General features: G+C 40.4%; 14 protein-coding genes and 1 pseudogene. 14 read left to right on the top strand and 1 reads right to left on the bottom strand.

All coding sequences use genetic code 11. The annotated features are described in order from the left end of the window. Positions 1-16 precede the first annotated feature (16 nt). From M2448_RS13935 to M2448_RS13870, 14 genes and pseudogenes are all read left to right on the top strand, one after another. Entirely contained in the window at positions 17-3,049 is a 3,033-nt protein-coding gene (locus M2448_RS13935) for a SusC/RagA family TonB-linked outer membrane protein (protein ID WP_280646592.1), read from the top strand. A gap of 28 nt (positions 3,050-3,077) precedes the next feature. Then, positions 3,078-4,832 carry a RagB/SusD family nutrient uptake outer membrane protein gene (locus tag M2448_RS13930; protein ID WP_280646591.1) on the top strand — a complete coding sequence of 585 codons (1,755 nt, stop codon included), beginning with the start codon at positions 3,078-3,080 and terminating at the stop codon, positions 4,830-4,832. A gap of 26 nt (positions 4,833-4,858) precedes the next feature. Next, on the top strand, positions 4,859-5,875 hold the full coding sequence (locus tag M2448_RS13925) for a DUF5627 domain-containing protein (RefSeq protein WP_280646590.1): 1,017 nt from the start codon (positions 4,859-4,861) through the stop codon (positions 5,873-5,875). 21 nt (positions 5,876-5,896) lie between these two features. Then, on the top strand, positions 5,897-8,110 hold the full coding sequence (locus M2448_RS13920) for an endo-1,4-beta-xylanase (RefSeq protein WP_280646589.1): 2,214 nt from the start codon (positions 5,897-5,899) through the stop codon (positions 8,108-8,110). Between the two features lie 124 nt (positions 8,111-8,234). Further along, entirely contained in the window at positions 8,235-9,965 is a 1,731-nt protein-coding gene (locus tag M2448_RS13915; protein ID WP_280646588.1) for a glycoside hydrolase family 43 protein, read from the top strand. Between the two features lie 57 nt (positions 9,966-10,022). Next, positions 10,023-12,584, top strand: a complete 2,562-nt coding sequence (locus tag M2448_RS13910; RefSeq protein WP_280646587.1) for a glycoside hydrolase family 11 protein — start codon at positions 10,023-10,025, stop codon at positions 12,582-12,584. Between the two features lie 23 nt (positions 12,585-12,607). After that, positions 12,608-14,023 (top strand): MFS transporter, encoded by a 1,416-nt coding sequence (locus tag M2448_RS13905; RefSeq protein WP_280646586.1) that lies wholly within the window; start codon positions 12,608-12,610, stop codon positions 14,021-14,023. Between the two features lie 29 nt (positions 14,024-14,052). Next, the gene (locus M2448_RS13900) at positions 14,053-15,222 is read left to right on the top strand and encodes an endo-1,4-beta-xylanase (RefSeq protein WP_280646585.1); all 1,170 of its coding nucleotides are present in this window, start codon (positions 14,053-14,055) and stop codon (positions 15,220-15,222) included. Between the two features lie 19 nt (positions 15,223-15,241). Next, positions 15,242-16,213, top strand: coding sequence for a glycoside hydrolase family 43 protein (locus tag M2448_RS13895; protein WP_280646584.1), 972 nt, complete (start codon positions 15,242-15,244; stop codon positions 16,211-16,213). 108 nt (positions 16,214-16,321) lie between these two features. Continuing rightward, positions 16,322-17,959, top strand: a complete 1,638-nt coding sequence (locus M2448_RS13890) for a hypothetical protein (protein ID WP_280646583.1) — start codon at positions 16,322-16,324, stop codon at positions 17,957-17,959. Positions 17,960-18,257: 298 nt separating this feature from the next. Further along, the gene (locus M2448_RS13885; RefSeq protein WP_280646582.1) at positions 18,258-20,204 is read left to right on the top strand and encodes a glycoside hydrolase family 97 protein; all 1,947 of its coding nucleotides are present in this window, start codon (positions 18,258-18,260) and stop codon (positions 20,202-20,204) included. Between the two features lie 76 nt (positions 20,205-20,280). Then, positions 20,281-21,087: pseudogene (locus tag M2448_RS13880) on the top strand (sialate O-acetylesterase); the annotation flags it as partial. Positions 21,088-21,169: 82 nt separating this feature from the next. After that, positions 21,170-23,758, top strand: a complete 2,589-nt coding sequence (locus M2448_RS13875; RefSeq protein WP_280646580.1) for a TIM-barrel domain-containing protein — start codon at positions 21,170-21,172, stop codon at positions 23,756-23,758. Positions 23,759-23,799: 41 nt separating this feature from the next. Continuing rightward, entirely contained in the window at positions 23,800-25,389 is a 1,590-nt protein-coding gene (locus tag M2448_RS13870; protein ID WP_280646579.1) for a glycoside hydrolase 43 family protein, read from the top strand. On the opposite strand, the gene M2448_RS13865 is transcribed toward M2448_RS13870, so the two are convergent. Further along, positions 25,364-25,639 carry a hypothetical protein gene (locus M2448_RS13865; protein WP_280648028.1) on the bottom strand — a complete coding sequence of 92 codons (276 nt, stop codon included), beginning with the start codon at positions 25,637-25,639 and terminating at the stop codon, positions 25,364-25,366. The two genes, M2448_RS13870 and M2448_RS13865, sit on opposite strands and share 26 nt — an antisense overlap. Positions 25,640-25,679: the final 40 nt, after the last annotated feature.

Genomic DNA, 25,679 nt, shown 5'->3' with positions numbered 1-25,679 from the left:
TAAAAATTAGGAAGTAATGAACTATATAAAAATAGGAATAGCAATATGCATTATGCTTGCCTTTTTCACACTGAAGTCGGAAGCACAGACTTTGGGCAAGGTAAAAGTTGAAGCCGTAGTCTTAGGGGCGGATAATAAACCTTTGCCGGCAGCAGAAGTTATTTGTGAAGAAGAGGAGACAAGCATTGTTACCGATAACTTGGGTAAATTTTCATTAGATCTATACCCCAATTCATTGGTACTTATAAAAGCTCCGGGCTACAAGTCCAAATTTGTGGATGCTTCCCTCGCTCCAAAAGAAATTGTATTGGAAGCCGAAGATCTTGATTTTGTTCAGGTAGCTTTCCGTAAAGTAGAAAAGAAAGATCTGCTCGGAGGTATCTCAGTTGTAGATTTACCGGAGAAGATGGAAAAGAACTATACAACCTACAGTCTGGATGGTATGGAAGCTTATGTAGGTGGTTTTAACGGAAACCTGTGGGCTATGGGTGATTATTTATTGTTGATTGACGGTGTTCCCCGCGAAGCAACTAATGTATTACCCTCAGAAATAGAGCAGATAACGTTCCTGAAAGGGGCTTCTGCCGTAGCTTTATATGGCAGTCGTGCTGCTAAGGGAGCTATCTATATAAGTACTAAGAGAGGAAAAGCAAATACAAAGGATATAAATGTACGTGCTAATACCGGAATTCATGTACCTAAGAGTTATCCTGAATATCTGGGTTCGGCCGAATATATGACTCTGTATAATGAAGCTCGCAAAAATGACGGATTAGCGTCATTGTATAACGATGAAGCTATCTATCACCATGCTTCGGGATTAAATCCATATCGTTATCCGAACGTGAATTTTTATTCATCCGATTATGTTAGAAAAGTCTATAACCGTTCGGATGTAAATGCAGAGATAACAGGGGGAAATGAGCGTGCACGATTCTATACCAATGTAGGATTTGACTACACAAATTCCCTTCTGAACTTCGGAGAAGCGAAAGATGACAATACAAATCGTCTGAATATACGTGGTAATATCGACCTGAATATAAACAGCTTCATAAAAGGGAAAGTAGATGCTGCTGCGATATTTTACAATGCACGCGGTGCTCATGGCAATTACTGGGGACAAGCCGCGACATTGCGCCCTCATCGCCTTGCGCCATTTATACCGGTTGATATGATTGATTCGGAAGATGTTAACTCTCAGGGACTGATTAATAACACCAGTAACATTATCAATTTCGACGGACGCGATTATTTCTTGGGAGGTACACAGCTCGATCAGACAAATCCGTTTGCAGCTGTTGCAGCAGGAGGCTATAACAAGTACACCAGCAGACAGTTCTTTTTCAATACATCATTGGATATAGATATGGGAAGACTGCTTAAAGGTTTATCTTTTCATACACAGTTTGCTGTAGATTATTCGACCAACTACAATCAGGCTTATAATAATTCTTATGCAACTTTTGCCCCTAACTGGACAAATTTTGCAGGCTCGCAGACCGATATGATCGCCAGCTTAACCAAATATGGTGAAGACTCGAAAAGTGGTGTACAGAATATAAGCAACAGTACTTACAAACAAACAATTGCTTTTTCGGGACAATTTAATTACGAAACGGTACTGCAAGGCGACCACAAGATTTCTTCAATGCTGATTGCCAATGGATATCAGCAATCCCAGTCGGAAGTTTATCAGAAGGTAAACAATGTAAACCTTGCTCTCAATGTGGCATATAACTATAAGGATAAATACTATGCCGAATTTAGTGGGGCAGGCATACACTCAGGCAAGCTTGCCGAAGGTAACAGAATCGCATTCTCTCCGGCTATTTCGTTAGGGTGGAGATTGAAGAAAGAAGCATTCCTTGAAAATTCTTCAGTTGTCGACGATTTAAAATTAACAGCATCTGCCAGCATTTTAAATTCAGACCTCGACATTTCAGAATACTATCTGTATGAGACATATTATACTCAAATAAACGGAGCATGGTATAGTTGGCGGGATGGTACTCTCCAAAAAACGACCGATTCGCGGCGTGGTGGAAATAAAGACTTAGGCTTTATTAAAAGGAAAGAAATAAGCATAGGAGCAGAAGCTATCCTTTTCAATAAAATGCTTACTGTTAATACTTCTTTCTTTGCTAACAGAATGGAAGGATTGTTGGTTCAACCTTCAACCCAATACCCTATGTATTTTATGACCTACTGGCCTACTTCATCATTTATGCCGTATAAAAACTTCAATAACGACCAACGTATCGGATTTGACTTTAGTGCTACGCTGAATAAGCAAATTGGTGCGGTAGACTGGTCTCTTGGTGTTGCCGGAACAATAAATAAGACTAAAGCTGTAAAACGTGATGAAATGTTTGAAGACGACTATCAGAATCGTACAGGCAGACCATTAGACGCTCTGTGGGGACTGCAAAACGACGGATTCTTTACAGATGAAACTGATATAGCAGAATCTCCTTCCCATGCATTTGGAGAGGTTAAACCTGGAGATATCAAGTACGTTGATCAGAATGGTGATGGAATCATCGATACTAAAGACGAAATCTATCTGGGTCGTGCAGGCTGGAATGGAGCACCTTTTACCTTTGGCATTAACCTTACTGCCAAATGGAGAGACTTAACATTCTTTGTGTTAGGAACAGGGAATTTCGGTGCATATGCCTTCAAAAACAATTCTTACTACTGGGTACAGGGTGATGGAAAATACTCGGCAGTAGTACGCGATCGTTGGACAGAAGATACAAAAGACACCGCTACATACCCTCGCTTAACCAGCCTGACCAGCGACAATAATTTCCGGAATTCAGATTTCTGGTTGTACAAAACTGACCGATTCAATCTGGCAAAGGTACAGGTAACTTATGACCTGCCTAAGCATATTCTGGGTGATAGTTTTATCAGAGGGCTGTCCGTATATGTAAGCGGAGCTAATCTGCTGACTATAGCTAAAGAAAGAAAAGTTCTGGAATTGAATGTGGGAACAACTCCACAAACCCGATTCTATAATCTGGGAGTTAAGGCTGTATTTTAATAAAATAATGTCATAAAAAAATCAAGATATGAATAAATATTTATATATCCTTTTATTTGTCGCTGCATTGTTTACCAGTTGTGATGACTTGTTTTCGCCGGCAAATGAAAACATCAGAGATATAGATGCCGAAAATGATGATGCCGGTTTCATACAAGGTATTATTCTGAATGGATATACCCGTATACCAACCAATTCGTGGTCATTCAATGATGTAGCTACCGATGATGCTGTTACCAATGATAAGTATAACAACAATTATATGAAAATGGCAACAGGACAATGGACTGCAAATAACAACCCTATGGATCAATGGAGAAACTCCAAAGCTGCTATCCAATATCTGAATATTTTGTTGGCAGAATCCGACAAAGTGAAATGGGCAGATGACGAGACAGTAAGCCGCCTGTTCAATATGCGTATGAAAGGCGAAGCCTATGGCCTGCGTGCATTGTTTATGTATTACCTGTTGCAATCACATGGTGGATGGACTGCGGACGGTCAATTGCTGGGAGTTCCTATTATTTCTGAACCGGAAACTCCTGAATCGGACTTCAACCAACCTCGTGCGACATTCGATGCATGCATGAAACAAATCTATGCAGACCTTGATAAAGCCGAAGAACTACTTCCTCTCGATTATGAGAAAGTAAGTGAGATTCCGGCAAAATACGGAGATATTACGATGGATGACTATGAGCGGGTATTCTTTTATTACCCCCGATTGCGCATGACTGCGCGTATTGCCAAAGGAATACGAGCCAAAGCAGCTTTGCTAGCCGCAAGTCCGGCTTATGCATCAGGGACTACTACAACATGGGAAGATGCCGCCAAATATGCAGGAGAAGTTATAAACCTGAATGGTGGCCTAAGCTCTTTAGCTTCTGACGGATGGACATGGTATGCAAACCATTCCCAGATAAACAATCTACAGGCCGGGGTTAATCCTCCGGAGATTTTATGGAGAGGTGATTCTGGCAATTCTTTAGATTTGGAACAAGACAATTATCCACCATCTATTTACGGAAGAGGTCGCATCAATCCAACACAAAATCTGGTAGATGCATTCCCTATGGCAAACGGTTATCCGATAACTGATCTTGCAAATTCAGGATATGATAAAAATGATCCTTATGCAGGCCGCGATCCCCGCTTAGAAAAATATATCATAGTAAATGGCAGTAAAGCAGGCCCTTCGAGTAGTACTATATATACTGAAGAAAACAACACTATAGATGGGCTGAATGCCAATGAATCGGCTACACGCACAGGTTATTATATGCGGAAGCTGCTTAGAGAAGATGTAAACCTTAATCCGACATCTCAAAATCAGCAGAGACATTATAATCCTCGTATCCGTTACACCGAAATATTCCTGATATATGCAGAAGCTGCGAACGAGGCTTGGGGACCTACCAACAGCGGTTCTGTCGGATTCTCTGCTTACGATGTTGTCAAGGCTATCCGCTTGCGTGCAGGAGTAGGTAAAGATAGTGGAGATCCTTATCTGGAATCTATCAAAAATGATAAAGCAGCAATGCAAAAGCTTATCAGGAATGAGAGACGTCTCGAACTTTGTTTCGAAGGGTTCCGCTTCTGGGATCTGCGTCGCTGGGAAGCACCAATCAATGACGTAGCCAAAGGAATTCGCATATCCGGAGGTGCTTATGAGGAAATCTCCGTAGAGAACAGAGTATATAGGGATTATATGTATTATGGTCCGATACCTTATAGCGAGGTCCTGAAATGGGATGCTTTGGTACAAAACAAAGGATGGAAATAATTCTTTAATCTAAAAAATAAAAGAAAATGAAGAAATTGATTTTTATATTATTAGTTCTCACGACGTTATACTCTTGTGAAAATCAGGACTGGGAATTTGATGATTTCGATTATACAACTACATATTTTGCATATCAGTATCCTGTAAGGACAATAGTATTGGGTGAAGATATATTCGATACGTCTATGGATAACCAGCATAAATGCAAGATTATGGCAGCTATGGGAGGTGCGTATACCAATAATAATGATGTCATTATTGACTTTAAAGTCGATAATTCACTCGGAGAGAATCTGATATTCAAGGATAATAACGAGGAGATTATGGTTATGCCTTCAAACTACTACTCACTTGCTTCGAACCAGATAAAGATACCTAAAGGTGAAATATCAGGAGGAGTTGAAGTACAACTGGCCGATGCCTTTTTTGCCGATCCATTGAGCATAAAAAGGACTTATGTTATTCCGTTGGTAATGACAGGTGCTCAACGTGTAGATTCAATCCTGAGAGGAAGCTCAACTCTGAGCAATCCGAATAGACTGAATCCTGCTGACTGGAATGTTTCTCCTAAAGACTATACGCTGTACGCTGTTAAATTTATCAATACATGGCATGCAAATTATCTGCGTCGGGGAAAAGATATAATTAAAGGAAAAACTGATCCGTCATTCGACAAAACCATCATACGTCATAAGCAATTTGTAGAGAAAGACGAAGTATGCAATCTGCTTACCCGCTCGCTGAATATCGCAGAATTCCCTCTCGATATTCAGGACAAAAATGGCTACGATGTCGATTGTACACTTCTTCTTACATTTGATAATGCAGGAAAATGCACTATCACTTCCGAAGATTACCCAGTTACCGGAACCGGACAATTTGTCGAAAAAGGAGATAAGGATAGTTGGGGAGGAAAAGATCGTAACGTACTCTATTTGAGTTATGAAATAGATCTTAACGACATAAAATATACAACTACCGATACCCTTGTTGTACGCGACAGAGGAGTTTCATTGGAAACATACATACCGATATTGAAGTAATTACCTTAATATTTAGACAATATGAAACATTATAAGAAAATATTATTGGCCGTAACAGCATCATTGATGATGGCATCCTGTGCCGATAATGATATCTTCGATTATCAGGTTGACAGACCGGGAAGCCTTGATGTCTGGGAATATCTGAATCAATACGATGCATTGAAGACCTATGTAAACCGTTCCGAAAATCCGGACTTTAAGTTAGGAGCCGGAGCTAGTTTATCGGACTATATAAGCAGAGGAGTCGGATACAGATTGCTTAATGCCAATTTCGATGAAATAACCATGGGTTGGGAAATGAAGCATGGAGCTATCGTGCAGGGCGATGGCAGTCTGGCACTTGATAATATGAAAAAACTATTGCAGATAGCTAAAGAGTCCGGTATGTCTGTCTATGGGCATACTCTCTGCTGGCATGCTAATCAGAATGCATCTTATCTGAACGGGCTGATAGCTCCTATAAAAGGAGAGCCACGATGGGATGTAATTATGGAACAGAATTTTGAAACTGACGATGAATCAAATTATCAGTATAACAATAACGCTATAATGAGTTTTACGGCAGACGGAGAAGGAGCTTACGGAACTGGAAGAGCATTGAAAATAACAAACAGTGAAAACCGTCCTAACGACTGGGATTGTCAGCTCTATTTGAAATTCTCTCCCAAAACAGTAGCAGGCGACATATATGAACTTAGTATGGACGTGCGTGCCGATGCTCCTGCCACCTTCAGCGATCAGGCTCAGAGAGAACCAATGCAATATAAGCACTGGGTATTTTTCGGACCGGTCAGTGCTACCACTCAATGGCAGACCATCACTAGGCAGGTCACAATATCTCAAGATCAGGCAGAATGCGGAGCTATCGCTTTCAATCTGGGGTTGACCGGTACTAATTACTATTTTGACAATATTACCCTTAAAAAGTATGATGATGGTACAGGAGGAGGTTCTTCATTAGATCCTAGCATAATAAATAATGGAGACTTCGAAGCCGGAAGCATTGATGGTTGGGGATGTTGGGGTAGTAGTTCACCAACGATAGCAGTATCGGCAGCCGGAGAAGGCAATGGCGATACAGGATATGCTTTGGTTATAACAAACCCTACAGCTGTACAGGGTTGGCAAGCTCAGACTGCTTATGATTTTGCCACACCTTTGACAAAGGATTCTGATTACAAACTGAAATTTAATGTAAAAGGGACAGTCGCGGCTTCAATTACAGCCGGAATACAAAGTACATCTAATTATTCAGCTAATAGTTTTGGTCCTTTCAATATTACTACCGATTGGACGGAAGTAGAATTAGAAACTACTATTACAGAAAGTGACAGGAATCGCTTCCTTCTCGATATTGGCACCTATGTAGGATCTATATACATAGATAACATATCATTATGCCGGGTTAATCCGGAGGGAGGGAATGAGAGACCGGATGAAGAAAAACGTGAACTTATAGATAAGGCGCTCGAAACTTTCATTGCAGGAATGATGGAAGCCTGTGTTGGTTCTGTTAAAGCATGGGATGTAGTAAATGAACCTATGGATGATTGGCCGGATCCGTCAAAACTGAAAACCGGTATTGGTAAAGATAACCTTTCTGCAGATGAATTTTACTGGCAGGATTATCTGGGAGAATATTATGCTGCAAGAGCTATCGAATTGGCCCGTCATTATCACGAAAAGAGTGGCGGAAATCCGAATGAGTTGATTCTATTTATAAATGATTACGGATTAGAATCTCCGGATCAGAGAAAATGTAATGGCCTTATCGCATATATCGACAAGATAGAAAAAGATAAGGGCGTGAAAGTTGATGGTATCGGTACACAAATGCACGTGACCTGCAACGAAACATCGATGCAGGGAATCAGAGACATGTTTACCAATATGGCTGCAACCGGAAAACTGGTAAAAGTATCGGAACTGGATATGGGCTATAGAATACCGGGCACAACTGAGAACGTAAAAACCAGTGACCTGACCAGAGAGCAAGCAGAAGAAATGGGTGTGTTCTATGAAGAAATAGTGAAAGCATACTTCGAGCTTATCCCTGCCAATCAACGCTATGGAATCACTCACTGGAGCCCGCTGGATAGTCCGGAAAGTTCGTCATGGAGAGGTGGAGAGCCAATTGGCCTTTGGACACTCGGATATAACCGTAAACCTGCATACGGAGGATTTGCAAATGGTCTGGCTGGCAAAACAATTGCCACAGACACTAGTAAATAATTGTTTTAGGGTCAGTCCCCCCTACAAAAAGGGGGACTGTTTCCAAGCATTGGTTATTGAATCTGAGACTTTGCTAAAACCAGTAAAGTATTAGAGTTTTTTATAAAAAAAAAAATCATTTTTGATGAAAAGGACATGGATATTATTTGCTGCTATATTTACAGCAATAACGACTACACTATCAGTTTCTTGTACTAATGGCACAAATAGTCAGGAAGCTGGATCTGAATCGAAAGAAAAAACAGCACGATTCGATTACTACAAATACGAGGGAAAAGATGCATGGTTCGACAAAAAGATTGATCCTAAAAACCAATACAACAACCCTGTAGTAGCAGGTTTTTACCCCGACCCATCTATTTGTCGCAAAGGGGATACTTACTATCTTATCCACTCTTCATTTAGTTTCTTTCCGGGAGTTCCTATTTTTACCAGTAAAGACCTTGTCAATTGGGAACAGATAGGCCACGTTTTGGACAGGCCTTCACAGCTTAATGTAGAAAGTCAGGAAATCTCAGCGGGAATCTTTGCTCCGGCTATAGAATACAATCCCTATAATGATACTTTTTACATGATTACTACATTCTCTTGGGGAATCGGTAATTTTTATGTAAAAACAAAAGACCCGATGAAAGGATGGAGCGATCCTATCCTATTACCGGAAGTTCAAGGTATAGATCCGTCTTTCTATTTCGATGAAAACGGAAAAGGATATATCGTTCACAATGATGCTCCGGACGAAGGGAAAGCATTATATGAAGGACACAGGGTTATTAAGATATGGGAATTTGATGTGGAGAATGACAAAGTTGTTCCCAACTCGAGCAAAATTGTTGTTGACGGAGGTGTCGATATTTCTCAAAAACCAATATGGATAGAAGCTCCGCATCTTTACAAGATAAACGGATATTACTACCTGATGTGCGCAGAAGGAGGTACAGGAGGCTGGCATTCGGAAGTGATATTCCGCAGCAACAACCCGATGGGACCATTTAAACCGGCTGCACACAATCCAATCTTGACTCAGAGAGATCTGCCCGAAAACCGGGAAAATAAAATTACCTGTGCAGGACATGCTGACATGGTTCAGACTCCGGAAGGTGATTGGTGGGCAGTATTTCTGGCATCACGTCCTTATGAAGGAGGTCTGTTTAACACAGGTCGCGAGACATTCCTTCTTCCGGTTAAATGGGAAAACGAATTTCCAATCATTCTTCCAAAAGGTCAGCAGATTCCGACTGTAGCAGATAAGAAAGGTTTAACAGGCGAAGCTAAATACCTGACCGGCAATTTTGTTTACAATCAGGAGTTTAACGATGCTAAACTAGACTATTCCTGGATATTTATCCGCACTCCGAAACAAGATTTTTATACGATCAAAGACGGAAAGCTGAATATAACTCCATTAGCGATTAGTATAGAAGAGAAGAAATCGCCATCGGTAGTCCTACGTCGTCAACAGCATACAAACTTTGCTGCTGAAACACAATTGGAATATACTCCGAAAACATCAAATGATTTTGCAGGATTTACTCTATTTCAAAAAGAAGAAAATCAGTTCCTGTTTGGAAAAACAATCTTGGACGGAAAAGAATCTCTTGTTGTTTACCGTATGGAAAAAGATAAAAAAGTAATGGCTACTATTCCTATAGACAAGAAAGATCAGGCATCACCTGTAAAACTTAAAATAGAAGGAAAAGGGCGTTATTGTGACTTCCTGTATAGCTTCGACGGTGTCGACTGGAAAAAACTGGTATCTGATGCCGATGCTTCAAATCTGAGTACAGAGAAATCCGGAGGCTTTGTAGGGGTATGTATAGGATTATATGCTACTAGCAACCACGCAATGAAGTAAATATAATTGATAATTTCGGAGGGGTCACCCTCCGGAATTATTGATAAAATCAAATCCATGAAAAGCCATATGCAAAGACACAACAAGATATTAAAGCTTAGCTTAATAGCAATATTATTCTTGAGTTTCGCCTTACAATCGGAAGCAAAAGTAAGGTTGCCAAAATTGGTTTCTGACGGGATGATTCTCCAGCGCGACCAGCCAGTAAAAATATGGGGTTGGGCTGATGCCTCAGAAAACATAACTGTTACATTTCTTGGTAAAACATATAAGACCAAAGCCGACAAGACTGGTAATTGGTCGGTAACTTTACCTGCACAACAAGCAGGGGGTGGCACTTATGAAATACAAGTGAATAACATAACCATCAAAGACATCCTGTTCGGCGATATTTGGCTTTCTTCCGGACAATCTAATATGGAACTGCCCATCAGGCGCACACTAGACTTGTTTGCTGATGAAGTAAAAAATGCGAACAACCCGCATATCCGCTTTTTCAGAGTACCAATGCACTACAATTTCAACGAAGCAGAATCCGATTGTAAGAGCGGCGAATGGAAACCCGTTACTCCGGCAAATATCATGGAGTTTTCAGCGACAGCCTACTTCTTTGCAAAAGACCTGCATGATAAATATAAAGTTCCAATCGGTATTCTTAGTACAGCTATTGGGGGCACACCTGCCGAAGCTTGGATAAGTGCAGAAACACTAAAGAAATACCCTTCATTTGAAGCCGAAGCAAAAAGATGTGCAGATACGGGCTTTATAGAAGAAACACGCAAACAGGAACAAAAGAAAAACCATGAGTGGTATATGGGAATGCTACATGCAGATAAAGGTATCAGCAAATGGCATAAAGAAAACATTGACATATCCGGATGGAAAGATTATTACCTTCCCGGTATGTGGAAAGAAAAAGGAGTAGATATAAAAAGAGGTATCCTCTGGCTACGCAAAGAATTTAATGTATCAAAAGAAGATACAGGTAAGTCTGCAACCCTTCGCTTAGGCTATATCATCGATTCCGATTCAGCCTTTGTAAACGGAAAGTTTGTAGGCACAACAGGTTACCAATACCCTCCCCGCATATATAAAGTGCCTCAGGGAGTGCTGAAAGAAGGCAAGAATACTGTTGCTATTAGAATTGTTACTAACGAATGGGGAGGAATAAAAGAAGACAAACCCTATAAAATAATACTCGACAATAAAGAAATTGACCTGACAGGCATCTGGAAATACCGTGTAGGTGCAGAACTTCCCCCATCGCCGGCCGGCACAGCTTTCCAGTATAAACCGATGGGCTTGTACAATGGCATGATTGCACCCCTTACAAACTACAAAATAAAAGGAGTGATCTGGTATCAGGGAGAGTCTAACGCCGGAAGAGCAAAAGAATACACAAGATTGTTTCAGGATTTGATTCAAGACTGGAGAGCACAACGGAACGAACCGGAGTTGCCTTTCATATATGCACAACTTCCCGAACTAAATAAACCATCCAGATACCCGTCTGAAAGCGGTCTGGCTGAACTAAGAGAAGCTCAACGCTTGGCACTAAAGCTGCCATATACAGGTATGGCTGTAACACTCGGTTTAGGTGAGTGGAACGATATCCATCCGCAAAACAAGAAAGATGTCGGCCGTCTTTTGGCAATGGAAGCACAACGTGTGGCTTATGGAGATAAAGACATCGTTAGCACAGGCCCTCAGCTTGAAGGTGTAAAGATAGACGAGAATAGTATCGTCCTCACATTCGTGTCAGTCGGTTCAGGTCTGTACTCTAACGAAATACTTAATGGCTTCATGCTTGCAGGAGCTGACAAGAAATATGTGTGGGCTGATGCTGTAGTAATAGAACCGAATAAGGTAAAAGTCTGGAGTAACCGGATACAACAACCCCTATCAGTCCGATATGCGTGGGCTGACAACCCGCAGGGTGCAAATTTAAAAAATAAAGAAGGTCTGTTCGCTTCACCATTTCAGGCAGAATATTCCGACACCATTATAAGTAATAAATCCGGGATGCATGACGGCTTCGGCTACGAACTCTGGCATGATAAAGGAGATGTTAGCATGATTTTGAAGGAAGGTGGTGCATTTGAATGTAACTGGGATAATATCAACAATGCTTTGTTTCGTACAGGCAAAAAGTTTGACAGTACCAAAACCCATGACCAAATCGGCACTATTTTCCTCGATTATAGTTGCGATTATCAGCCGGATGGCAATTCATATCTATGTGTTTATGGCTGGTCGGTTGATCCGCTTGTAGAGTTTTATATCGTCGAGGCTTGGGGTAGTTGGCGTCCGCCCGGGGCTGAGCCTAAAGGTACTGTAGAGATTGGTGGCAGCATGTATGACATATACGAAACCACGCGTGTAGAACAGCCTTCCATAGAAGGTGACACCACTTTCCAGCAATATTGGAGCGTGCGCACCAATAAAAAAACGGAGGGAACTATTCCCGTTAGCGAACACTTTAAAGTCTGGGAAAAAATGGGTATGAAACTTGGAAAAATATATGAAGTAGCATTCTGTGTCGAAGGATATCAGAGTAAGGGTAAAGCCAATTTATATAAACACAGACTTACCGTTGGTGATACTGTAATTGGAAAATAATAATATAGCAAAAACAAAATACAATGGACTCAACATCACAAACAGCAACAGAATCAAAAGGTTTCTACAAACTGTCGGCAATACAGCGTATCGGTTTCGGTTCGGGCGATTTAGCCCAGAACCTTATTTATCAGACGGTATCGATGTATCTGCTTATATTCTACACCAATGTTTTCGGCATATCTGCCGCCGCCGCAGGAGTTATGTTCCTTATCGTGCGGATTGTAGATGTCATCTGGGATCCGATAGTCGGAGCATTTGTAGATAAACATAATCCTAAGCTAGGCAAATACCGCTCCTATCTCGTTTTGGGAGGTATCCCGCTTACAGGATTCGCTATCCTTTGTTTCTGGAATGGTTTCTCGGGTTCATTGGTTTATGCCTATATCACCTATGTGGGTTTGTCGATGTGCTATACGTTGATAAACGTTCCATACGGGGCACTCAATGCTTCGCTCACCCGCGACACAGACGAAATCACAAAACTTACGTCTACCCGAATGTTCCTTGCTAATCTGGGCGGTTTGGCTGTAGCTTATGGTATTCCAATTATCGTAAAGGCTCTTTCCCCCGATGGAAAGATCAATTCCCCTGAAGCCGGAAACGCGTGGTTCATTACTATGACGATCTATGCAATTGTAGGATTGGCTCTGCTTATTTTCTGCTATACCCAGACCAAAGAACGGGTAGTGATGGACGAAAAAGAAACCGAAGATGTAAAGGTATCCGACCTGTGGATGGAATTCAAACATAACCGTCCCCTGCGTATATTGGCATTCTTCTTTATCACTGCTTTTGCCATGATGGCAATAGGCAACTCGGCAGGGTCGTATTATATGATTTATAATGTGCAATCACCCGATATGCTGCCCTATTTTATGGCTCTAGGCTCTATCCCTGCATTTATCTTTATGCCGATGGTGCCAGCCATAAAACGCAAGATAGGCAAAAAGCGTATGTTCTATGTTTTCCTCTCCGTCGCTATTGCCGGAATGGCATTACTCTATGCAATCTCAGTGATACCGGCTCTCAAGACACAGGTCTGGCTGGTATTTGTAGCCCAGTTTATCAAGTCTACAGGTATAATTGTTGCTACTGGTTATATGTGGGCACTAGTTCCCGAAGTTATCTCTTACGGAGAACATACTACAGGAAAAAGAATCTCTGGTATTGTCAATGCCCTTACAGGTATTTTCTATAAAGCAGGTATGGCACTTGGTGGAGTTGTTCCCGGTCTGGTACTGGCTTTCGTGGGCTTCGACAAGGATAATCAGGTTACACAATCGGCCTTTGCCGAACAAGGCATCTTATGGCTGGTAGCTGTAATTCCGGCTATATTATTGGTCTTAGCTATGTTCATTATTTCCAGATATGAACTGGAGGATGATGTAATAGATAAAATAAATAAAGAAATTGAAGAAAGGCATATGAAAGGCTGATCTATAGATATAAATAACAAAATATAAACATGAAAAATCTAATTTATTTATCCCTTTTCTCTTTTTGCCTTATGGTAGCAATAGCCGGATGCTCACAGGCAAAAGCCGGCGATGAGAAGAAAGAACCTACTTTGACAGGTGCGTTAAATGGTAAGTTTTACATCGGGACAGCATTAAATCTGAACCAGATACATGGAAAAGATTCAGCTTCAATAGACATTGTAAAAAAACAATTTGATGCTATCGTTGCCGAGAACTGTATGAAAAGTATGTTCTTGCAACCTAAAGAAGGAGAGTTTTTCTTTGATGACGCTGATAAATTTGTTGAATTTGGGGAGAAAAACAACATGTTTATTACAGGGCACTGCCTGATATGGCATTCACAGGCTCCCGGATGGTTTTTCACAGACGACAAAGGGAAGAACGTATCACCGGAAATCCTTAAAGCTCGTATGAAAACCCATATAACGACAGTTGTATCCCGTTATAAAGGTCGCATAAAAGGTTGGGATGTAGTCAATGAAGCGATTATGGAAGACGGTTCTTACCGCAAGAGTAAGTTCTATGAAATACTGGGAGAAGAGTTTATACCTTTGGCTTTTCAGTATGCACATGAAGCTGATCCTGATACTGAATTGTATTACAACGACTATAATGAATGGCACGTCGGAAAACGTGAAACCATTGTTAAGATGGTGAAATCGTTAAAAGAAAGAGGGATACGTATCGACGGTGTAGGAATGCAGGGACATATTGCTATGGATGGTCCCAGTCTTGAAGAATATCAGGCAGCAGTAGATGCTTATGCTAATGCAGGAGTAAAAGCAATGATCACAGAATTCGAACTGAGCGCATTGCCTTCACCCCGTAAAAATGTAGGTGCTAATATCTCGGAGATTGAAACTTACCGCCAGGAAATGAATCCATATACAAATGGATTGCCGGACTCGGTAGCAACGGCATGGACGGAAAGGATGGCCAGCTTCTTCAAGCTGTTTCTGAAAAATAAAGAGAAGATCAGTCGAGTAACCTTATGGGGAGTAACTGATAAGGATTCCTGGAAAAATAATTTTCCTATGTATGGACGGACAGATTATCCTCTTTTATTTGACAGACAACACGAGGCAAAGCCAGTAGTACAGCAAATAATTGATCTGGCAAATAATATGGTAGAAACAGAGAATAGCAAAAAGAATTAACTTAAAAATATAAACATTCATGAAAAAATCAAGATATTTACTTCCAAAGGATTACATGGCCGACCCATCTGTTCACATATTCGATGGCAGGCTTTACATCTACCCTTCCCACGACTGGGAGAGCAGAGTACCTGAAAACGATAACGGAGACCATTTCAATATGAAAGACTACCACGTCCTTTCTTTAGATGACGTAGAAAACGGAGAAGTCACAGATCATGGGGTGGTATTGTCTGTAGAAGATATCCCTTGGGCTGGCCGCCAGTTATGGGATTGCGATGTCACTCACAAAAATGGTAAATATTATATGTACTTCCCTTTGAAAGACCGTAACGATATATTCCGTATCGGGGTTGCTATAAGCGATAAACCTTACGGGCCATTCATTCCCGAGAAGCATCCGATGCCGGGTAGCTATAGTATAGATACCTGCATATTTGAAGAAAACGGAGAATACTATATGTATTTTGGTGGCATTTGGGGTGGACAGCTTCAGCGCTACCGCAATAATAAAGCATTGGAATGTGCTGCTTTCCCTGCCGATAACGAGCCGGCTTTATGTGCAAAAATAGTCCGATTGAGCGATAATATGCTCGAATTTGCAGAAGAGCCGCGCGATGTGGTAATTCTGGATAAAGATGGGAAACCGTTGACACAGGGTGATACAGAAAAACGCTTTTTCGAAGCATCGTGGCTGCATAAATACAACGGTAAATACTATTTCTCATATTCCACAGGCGACACTCACAATATCTGTTATGCAATCGGTGACAATCCTTACGGACCATTCGTTTATCAGGGAGTGATACTTACCCCTGTAGTGGGCTGGACTACACACCATTCTATAGCTGAGTATAAAGGTAAATGGTATCTGTTTCATCACGACTGTGTCCCATCTGATGGCAAAACATGGCTTCGCAGCCTGAAAGTAACGGAATTGGAATATAACCCTGACGGAACGATTAAGACAATAGAAGGTTTAGATAAATAGATACTTACTTGGGTTTTAGGTAAAGGTTTCAGTTTTTTCAACAAGGGCGGAAACAGGTTCGCCCTTGTACTTATTATTGTTAATAATATTATGACTTTAAAACATACCATGAAAAAAATATTAAGCGTATTAACTCTTTTATCCTGCATGTTGATCAGTTGTAGCAGTGATGATGACAATAACTATGAAGTTGATTCTTTCTGCAAATTTACAGAATCGGACATTTCGGTGCCTAATGAATCGGGGCAGAAAGTTATAACTGCTGAATGGGCTTATTCTGAATGGGAGATAACAACCGCAGAAGATGGCTTTATTACAAATATAACTCCATCAAAAGGAGGTAAATCCGATTATAAGAACAAGACGAATATTACTATTAAATATTCAGCAAACCTGTTAGCGACCAGTCGTAGCCAGGATATTTTTATTACAGATAAAAAAAGAGGCAACCGAGAGAAAATTACAATAAAGCAAGGAGGTTCGGTTCCGGAAGAAATAACTGTAAATCCTCAGGTTCGCTATCAGCATGTGGTCGGCTTTGGAGGTATGTATAATCCTGTAATATGGCTCAGAGGTAATCTGATATCAGAAGAGGAGATCACTAAAATGTACAGCCCCGATGGCTTAGGGTATAATATACTCCGCCTGATGGTTTATCCAAACGAATCAGATTGGGCAGCAGACATTAAGGGTGCAAAACTGGCACAACAGTATGGAGCAACTATCTTTGCCTGTCCATGGGATTGTACAGATGCCTTATCGGAGACAATCATAGTGAATAACAAAGAATACAAGCATCTGAAAAAGGAAAATTATCAGGTCTACGCCGACCATCTGGTGAAGTATATCAACTACATGAAGAACAATGGAGTAAATATATACGCTATCTCTGTACAAAATGAGCCAGATATGGAATTTACATTCTGGTATCCGCAAGAGGTTGTAGACTTTGTAAAAGCATACGGAGACCAGATAAGAGCGACAGGGGTAAAACTTATGTCTCCCGAAGCCTGCGGCATGCAGTCGGAATATACAGATCCAATACTGAATGACGCTGAGGCTTTTGAAAAAACAGATATATTAGCAGGACATTTGTATCAGGGTTTTACCGATTTAACAAATGGCTATGTAAAGAACAGGCATGACTATATCTGCGGACTATATGATAAGAAACTAAAAAATTCCGGAAAAACATGGTGGATGACAGAACACCTGTTCAATGACGGAGAAAAAGAAACGAACCAATCCTTATGGAAATTCCGCCAATGGTCTTATAACCTGGAAACTCTGGGAAAAGAAATACACATGAGTATGGAAGGCTACTGTAGCGCATACGTTTACTGGTACCTGAAACGTTTCTATGGTATGATAGGTGATAATGACGACCGGAGCCTGAGTGAAAAAGGAGGTAAAACTCTCAAAAATGGCTATATAATGTCTCATTATGCTAAATATGTAAACGGGCGGCAGAGGATACAGGTGAGCAAGCTGGAAAACAACAGCGATATATTGATTACTGCATATTCAGGTCAGAACGATATAACTCTGGTTATCATTAATAATGGAAATACAACTGTAGGCGGACTGAAAATAAACATTCCGGTTGCAGCTAAGAGTTGCGGAGCAATAGAAACATATGAACATGAAAACATGGTGAAAAAAGATATCGCTTTTAGCTCTGATAAAAAATCTGCAACAGTAGCATTACCGGCAAAAAGTATCATTTCGGTTAAGTTTGATATATAGGCCGTTATTCATAAATTAGCAAAAACTTTATCTATAGGATAAATAATAAGCTGAAAATTGGCTATGGTAATGTGATAAATAAAAAAGACCTGTAATGTTTGTCAGGTTTTAGTTAAAATAGTTCTCACGCAAAGGCGCAAAGAAAAGCTCTTGTAACTCGTAACTGCCTGTAGGGCGAAGAAACAGCGTTCGGCGTTAGCCAATTGAAAATCGACGAAGCGAAGGCGAGTCAAATTTGTAACATTTGATTTAAAACTAATCTAACAGGTATTCTACAATAAACCAAATAAAAATCATTATGAGATTTCTTACATTATTAATTTTATCTTTTTGTTCTATAGCACCATTCCTCCCTATTTATTCGCAAGATGCCATAGTAATAAGTCCGGACAAACAACTGAGTTTAGAGTTATCCATTGAAGGTGGTAAATTACGATACACAGTAAATTATAAAGGAAAGGTAATGCTCGAAAAATCACCATTAGGATTACAAACAAATGAGGGTGATTTCAGTTCCGGTCTGTCATTTATTGAAAAGTCTGAAAATAAAACGAGTAGAGTCTATACACAAGATAAAATCAAACGTTCTCAGATAAATTACGAGGCAAATACATTAAAATATACATTTCAAAATACCGAAAAAAGACAAATGTCCATCCTTTTTCAGGTTAGTAACAATGATATTGCTTTCCGCTACGAACTTCCTGCATGGGGAGATCGTATGGCATGTGTGGTAGAAAAAGAGGCTACGGGCTATCGCTTCCCTTCGTATGCTACCGCCTTTCTGTCTTATATGATGGATCCAATGAAAGGTTTCGCCCGCACTTCTCCAAGCTATGAGTCGGGTTACCAGTCTGATGTACCGGTGAAAGATACCAAGTCAAATACCGGATATGTGTTTCCCGGACTTTTTCGTATAGGAGAGAATGGATGGATTTTACTATCCGAAACAGGGGTAAGAAGCTTGTACTGTAGTTCACATCTGAGTGCTTATAACGATGGCATATACACCGTTGAATATCCAAATCCGGGAGAGAATAATGGTTTCGGAAGTTCTGGTGCTCAGTTAAGCCTACCCGGAGCAACTCCTTGGCGGACAATCACTGTTGGCGAAAATTTAAAGCCGATAGTAGAAACCACCATTCCATTCGATGTTGTAGAGCCACTGTACGAACCATCGAAAAACTATAAATATGGAAAAGGGACATGGAGCTGGATTGTGTGGCAAGATGCAAGTATGAATTGGGACGATCAGGTGAAATATATCGATCTTGCCTCAGAAATGGGTTATGAATATATTTTGATCGATGCTTTGTGGGATGATAACATTGGTTATGACAAGATGAAGAAACTGATAGAATATGCAAATTCCAAGAATGTGGATGTATTCTTATGGTACAATTCCAATGGTAGTTTCAACGATGCTCCTCAAGGCCCTAGAAACAAGATGAACACATCTATAGCCCGAAAAAAAGAGATGAAATGGTTGAAAGAGGCCGGCGTTAAAGGATTGAAAGTAGATTTCTTCGGAGGTGATAAGCAGGAAACTATGCGCCTGTATGAGGATATCCTCTCCGATGCCAATGATTACGGACTGATGATTATTTTTCATGGATGTACCCTGCCTCGTGGTTGGGAGCGCATGTATCCGAATTATGTTGGAAGTGAAGCAGTATTGGCTTCCGAAATGTTGATCTTTTCGGAAGATGTGAGAAAGAATGAATCCTTCTTCGCATCTCTGCATCCGTTTATCCGCAATGCTGTAGGCTCTATGGAATTTGGTGGAGTTTTACTAAACAAATACCTGAACAAAGGAAATAAAGAAGGACAAGAACGTTTGACAACAGATGCCTTCCAATTGGCTACAGCTATACTGTTTCAGAATCCGGTACAGATGTTTGCCCTTACACCAAATAATATGACAGATGTTCCCAAGTTCGAAATAGACTTTATGCGTAAAGTACCTACTACGTGGGATGAGACCATTTTGATAGACGGTTATCCTGGCAAATATGCTGTCTTGGCTCGTCGCCATGCCGATAAGTGGTATATAGCAGGTGTAAATGCACAAAAAGAGCCTCTTCAACTTAAACTGAATGTTCCGATGCTGAAAGGGAAGAAAGTACAACTTATAGGTGATGATAAGAACAGAAATACTTATACTAAAGATATAAATATCGATAATAAGGGAATCACCGAAATTACATTACAACCTAATGGTGGATTTGTATTAAATGATCTATAATCTTATTTATTAAAACATTATGACAACAAAAATCTCTTCCACTATTTACGTTTTAATATTTTCCATCGTTTTTTCATTGGGAATCTTCTGCACAGGATGCTCTGAAAAAAAAGCAGAGGAAGAGTTACATATCTTCCTGTGCTTTGGACAATCGAACATGGAAGGAAATGCAAAAGCAGAAGCGCAGGACTCGATTGGTGTTGACGAACGTTTTATGGTTTTGCAGGCTGTTGATTGTGATTCAGCGCGGGTGAAGGGACAATGGCGTACAGCAATACCTCCGCTTGTACGTTGCCATACAGGCCTCTCTCCTGCCGATTATTTTGGACGGACAATGGTTGCAAATCTCCCTGAGAATATCAAAGTAGGGATAATCAATGTTTCTGTTGGCGGTTGCCGGATAGAGTTGTTCGATAAAGATAATTATGAGTCATATGTAGAAACTTCTCCGGACTGGTTGAAGAATATGGTAAAAGAATATGATGGCAATCCTTACCAGCGGTTAGTCGACTTGGCTAATCAGGCGCAGGCAGAAGGAGGAATCATAAAAGGAATATTATTGCATCAGGGTGAATCAAATTCAGGCGAACAGGACTGGCCTCAGAAAGTAAAGATCGTATATAACAATCTTCTGAAAGATATAAATCTTGAGGCGAACTCTATACCTTTACTGGCAGGCGAACTCGTTAACACAGACCAGAATGGAGCTTGTGCAGGGATGAATGAAATAATCAGGACATTGCCTGATGTTATACCAAATACATATGTTATCCCATCCGATAGCTGTAAGGGCATCGAAGACCGTCTGCATTTTAGCGCAGAAGGCTACAGAGAATTAGGCAAGCGTTATGCAAAACAGATGTTGTCCTTGTATAAAGTAGATAATACTAAATAAGTCTTAATCAGATAATAATATTGAATGTAAAGTCATGAAATCTATTTTTTATTTAATGATATTGGTTACAATGTCACTATCACTTTCATGTAACTCTGCTTATAACTATGATACAGGTAAGGGGATTACATTAGAATTAAGTGAAGGGAGTCTTTCCATCATTCCCTTAAACTCTTCCTCTGTCCGCGTTAAATACGCTAAGCCCGGAACTGCATTCCTGGAGGAATTGATTTACACAGAAGAATTACCTGTTCCTCCATATCAGGTAAAAGAAAGCTCGGATGAGATTGTGATGACGCTGGATAACATATCTGTCATATTCGATAAAAAAACGGAAGCACTTACATTCAAGGACAAAAATGGTCTTGTTATTTTACAGGAAAAAGCCGGAGGACGTCTGATTGAAAATACTACAATACAAGGAGAACCTACCTATAAAGCAGAACAATATTTCCTTTCCCCCGAAGACGAGTATTTGTATGGTACCGGACAATTTCAGGATGGTTATTTAAATATCAGAGGACTGACACGTCGTCTTACACAGGTAAATACCCAAATTTCTATACCTTTCATATTATCTAATAAAGGCTATGGCCTGTTGTGGAACAACTATGGCCTCACCGATTTCAATCCTGCTACTGATTTTGTAGAATTGAACCAGACCGCCGAAAAAGGAGAGACTGTGACTGTAGATGCTACAAGTACCACCGGAAACAAGAAGGAAACACGCAACATGAATACCTTTACTGCAAGCATGGATATTCCTTCTGCCGGACAATATTCATTATTGCTGGATGTAGGGCAGAAAATGGCGAGAAAGCATTTTCTTTCAATAGATGGCAAGAATGTCATCAATATAAATAATACATGGCTTCCACCTACAACGTCAGTTATTGTAGATTTGTCGGCAGGTAAACATAATATAGTTGTAGAAGGAGTAGACAATGATAAGCCTGTAATCTATTGGCGCCTCGTATCTGACGAAACAGTATTAAGTTCGCCTGTAGCACAGGCTCTGGATTATACTGTATTTGCAGGTACGGGAGACGAGGTCATTGCCAGTTATAGGGAATTGACAGGAGCAGCACCAATGATGCCACTATGGGCTTTAGGATATATCCATTGTCGGGAGCGTTACCATACACAAGACGAATTACTTGAAAATGCGCGGGAATTTCGCGAACGCGGATTACCTATTGATATGATTGTACAGGATTGGCAATATTGGGGTAAGCACGGTTGGAATGCGATGCGCTTTGACGAAGACCTCTACCCTGCCCCATCACAGATGGTAAACGAATTACATGACATGAATATCCGCCTGATGATATCAGTTTGGTCAAAAATAGATAAAAACTCGGAGGTTGGGAAACTAATGTCAGATAATGGCTACTATATTCCGGAAAGTGACTGGATTGATTTCTTTAATCCTGAAGCTGCTCAGTTTTATTGGAAAAACTTCAATGAAAAATTATTACAACCATACAAAATTGATGCCTGGTGGCAGGATGCTACCGAGCCGGAGAATGATGATTTACAGAATAAGCGGATAAATAATGGGCAGACTCCGGGTGAACTATTCCGTAATATTTATCCTCTCTATGTAAGCAAAACCATATACGAAGGATTACGCAAAGATGATCCTGAAAAACGTAGGGCAATGATATTTACTCGCAGTGGGTTTTCGGGCATGCAACGATATGCTGCTGCAACATGGTCAGGAGATGTTGGTCACGACTGGGAAACCCTGCGACGCCAAATTGCGGGAGGATTAGGGCAAATGGCTACAGGTCTGCCTTGGTGGACTTATGATGCAGGAGGCTTTTTCAGACCCGGTGACCAATACACCAACAAGGAATATCACGAGCAATTTATACGATGGCTACAGGCTGCAACTTTCTTCCCATTAATGCGTACTCATGGTTATATGAGTAATACAGAACTGTGGAGATATGGAAAAGATGTAGAGGACATAACTTCTCAGTACTTGAAGTTCCGTTATAGGATGTTACCTTATATATATTCTGTTTCGGCTAATGTTTCTTTTGACGGTTACACATTGATGCGCCCTTTGGTTATGGACTTCCCTTCCGATAAGAAAGCTTTGGAGCAACGCCATCAGTTTATGTTTGGTCCGTCATTACTTGTCGCCCCTGTTACAGAACCGGCAGTTAATAAATGGAATGTCTATCTACCGGAATACGAAGCCGGATGGTTCGATTTTTGGAATGGAAAAAAAATAAAGGGAGGACAAGTAATAGATACCGAAGTAGACATAAAAAAGACACCGCTATATGTAAAAGCCGGATCTATCATACCATTAGGCGATGAAAAGCAATATACATCAGAGAAGGCAGATGAGCCTTACGAAATCAGGATATATAGGGGGGCAGATGCCAGATTTACGATATATGAGGATGAAGGAGACAACTATAATTATGAAAAAGGTAAATTCAGTACTTTTAGCTTCATATGGAATGATGTTGAACAGAAGCTTGAAATAACAAAAAGAGAAGGGGAGTTTTCCGGAATGCAAAAAGATATGACATTTAATATCGTTATAGTTAAGCCTGAATCAGGAACAGGATTTACCAAGTCTTTGCCATCTAAGATTGTGAAATATTCGGGAGAGGCAATAGTAGTATTATGTAAAGAATAAGCCTTTAATTAATATCATTGATATAATATAAAACAATCATAATGAATACAATATTTAAAATACTCATAATCAGCATTTACATATGCTTGCCAGTGCATACATATGCACAGAAAGCACACAATCCGGTTATCTTCGCTGATGTGCCTGATATGTCGATGATAAGGGTAGGCGATACATATTATATGAGCAGCACCACGATGCACATGAATCCCGGTGTTCCTATCATGAGATCAAAAAACCTTATCGATTGGGAAATTGTCAGCTATGCTTATGAGACGTTGGGCGATATAGATGCTTTCAAATTGCTAAATGGTAAAAATGCTTATGGGGGTGGCACATGGGCAAGCAGTATCCGCTATCATAATGGTGTTTTCTATGTTTCCACTTTTTCTAACAACAGCAACCTCAACTATCTTTTCTATACGGATAATCCGGAAAAAACGCCATGGAAGAAAATATCATATCAACCTAAGATACACGACCATTCGCTTTTCTTCGATGATGATGGCAAAGCCTATATGATTAGCTGTGGCGGCAGGATCAGCATCAGAGAGATGAAAGAAGATTTAAACGGTATCAAGGAAGAAACTACGAGATTGCTTATTGAAAATGCCGATGCTATTACAGGAAAGGAAAGAGGGCTTCCCGCCGAAGGAGCCCAAATGTTCAAGGTAAATGGGAAATACTATATTTTCCTTATTTCGTGGCCGAAGAATAGTATGCGCACCGTTTTACTCTATCGAGCCGATAACATTATGGGACCATATGAAGGTAAAGTAGTCCTTGAGGACAAAGGTGTAGCCCAAGGTGGGTTCATTGATACTCCTGACGGGAAATGGTATGGTTATTTCTTTCGCGACTATGGTTCTGTAGGACGCATACCATACATTGTTCCGATGAAATGGGAAAATGGATGGCCTGTATTCGGTAATAATGGACGTGTCCCCGATGTTTTAGATATAGAAGCCAATCAGCCTTCTATTCCTCAGATTGTTGCGTCCGATGAATTTATCAGAAAATCGGGTGACCGGGATTTACCTTTAGTATGGCAATGGAATCACAATCCGGATAATAACCATTGGTCTGTAAAAGAACGCCCCGGCTACCTTCGCTTGAAAACATCCAGGTTAGACAAGAGTTTTACCCAGGCTAAGAATACATTAACGCAGCGTACATTCGGACCACAGTGTTCAGGAGAAATAGCAATAGACATAAACAAAATGAAAGACGGTGATTTTGCAGGATTGGGTCTTTTGCAAGAAAGGTATGGTGTTGTCGGCGTGAAAATGGAGAATGGTAAGAAATTCATTTTTGCCGGAAATGCTCAAAAGAGCAGTAAGGAGACAGAGAATTACGAAGAACTGGAAACTATTCCCCTAAAAGGCAAAAAGGTCTATTTCAAAGTCGAAGCTGATTTCAGAGATCTTACTGACAAAGCATATTTCTACTACAGCTTTGATGGAAAAAATTGGAAGCCTATAGGGACTCCACTGAAAATGGCATACACTCTATCCCACTTTATGGGTTACCGTTTTGCCTTATTCAATTATGCGACTAAACAAACCGGCGGATATGTAGACTTCGATTATTTCAGAGTCAAAAGTATCAAACATAAAGATGAACTGCAATAAACCTGTTCGTATGATAGACTGATGAATAAAGCCATTTTTTATGAGTAGCGCAAACAGTCTTATTATTCAGATAGATAGGATTTGGAGAAAAACTCCATACAGCAGTTTCTTCTACTTCGTCATATTTGGAATAAATCGTAATGGAAGTAATATTCAACGTAGAGAGGAAAAAGGAACTATTCTTATCCAAAAAGTCGTACATCATTGTATTCTTTCCCCAATCAATTATAGAAATCAGGCTTTCTTTCAATAATAGAAGATCCTCTTTTGATATTAATTTTCGCTCAAAT

The organism is Dysgonomonas sp. PF1-14, from assembly GCF_029892965.1.
Classification (GTDB): domain Bacteria; phylum Bacteroidota; class Bacteroidia; order Bacteroidales; family Dysgonomonadaceae; genus Dysgonomonas.
This window is presented reverse-complemented; position numbering and strand designations above follow the sequence as displayed.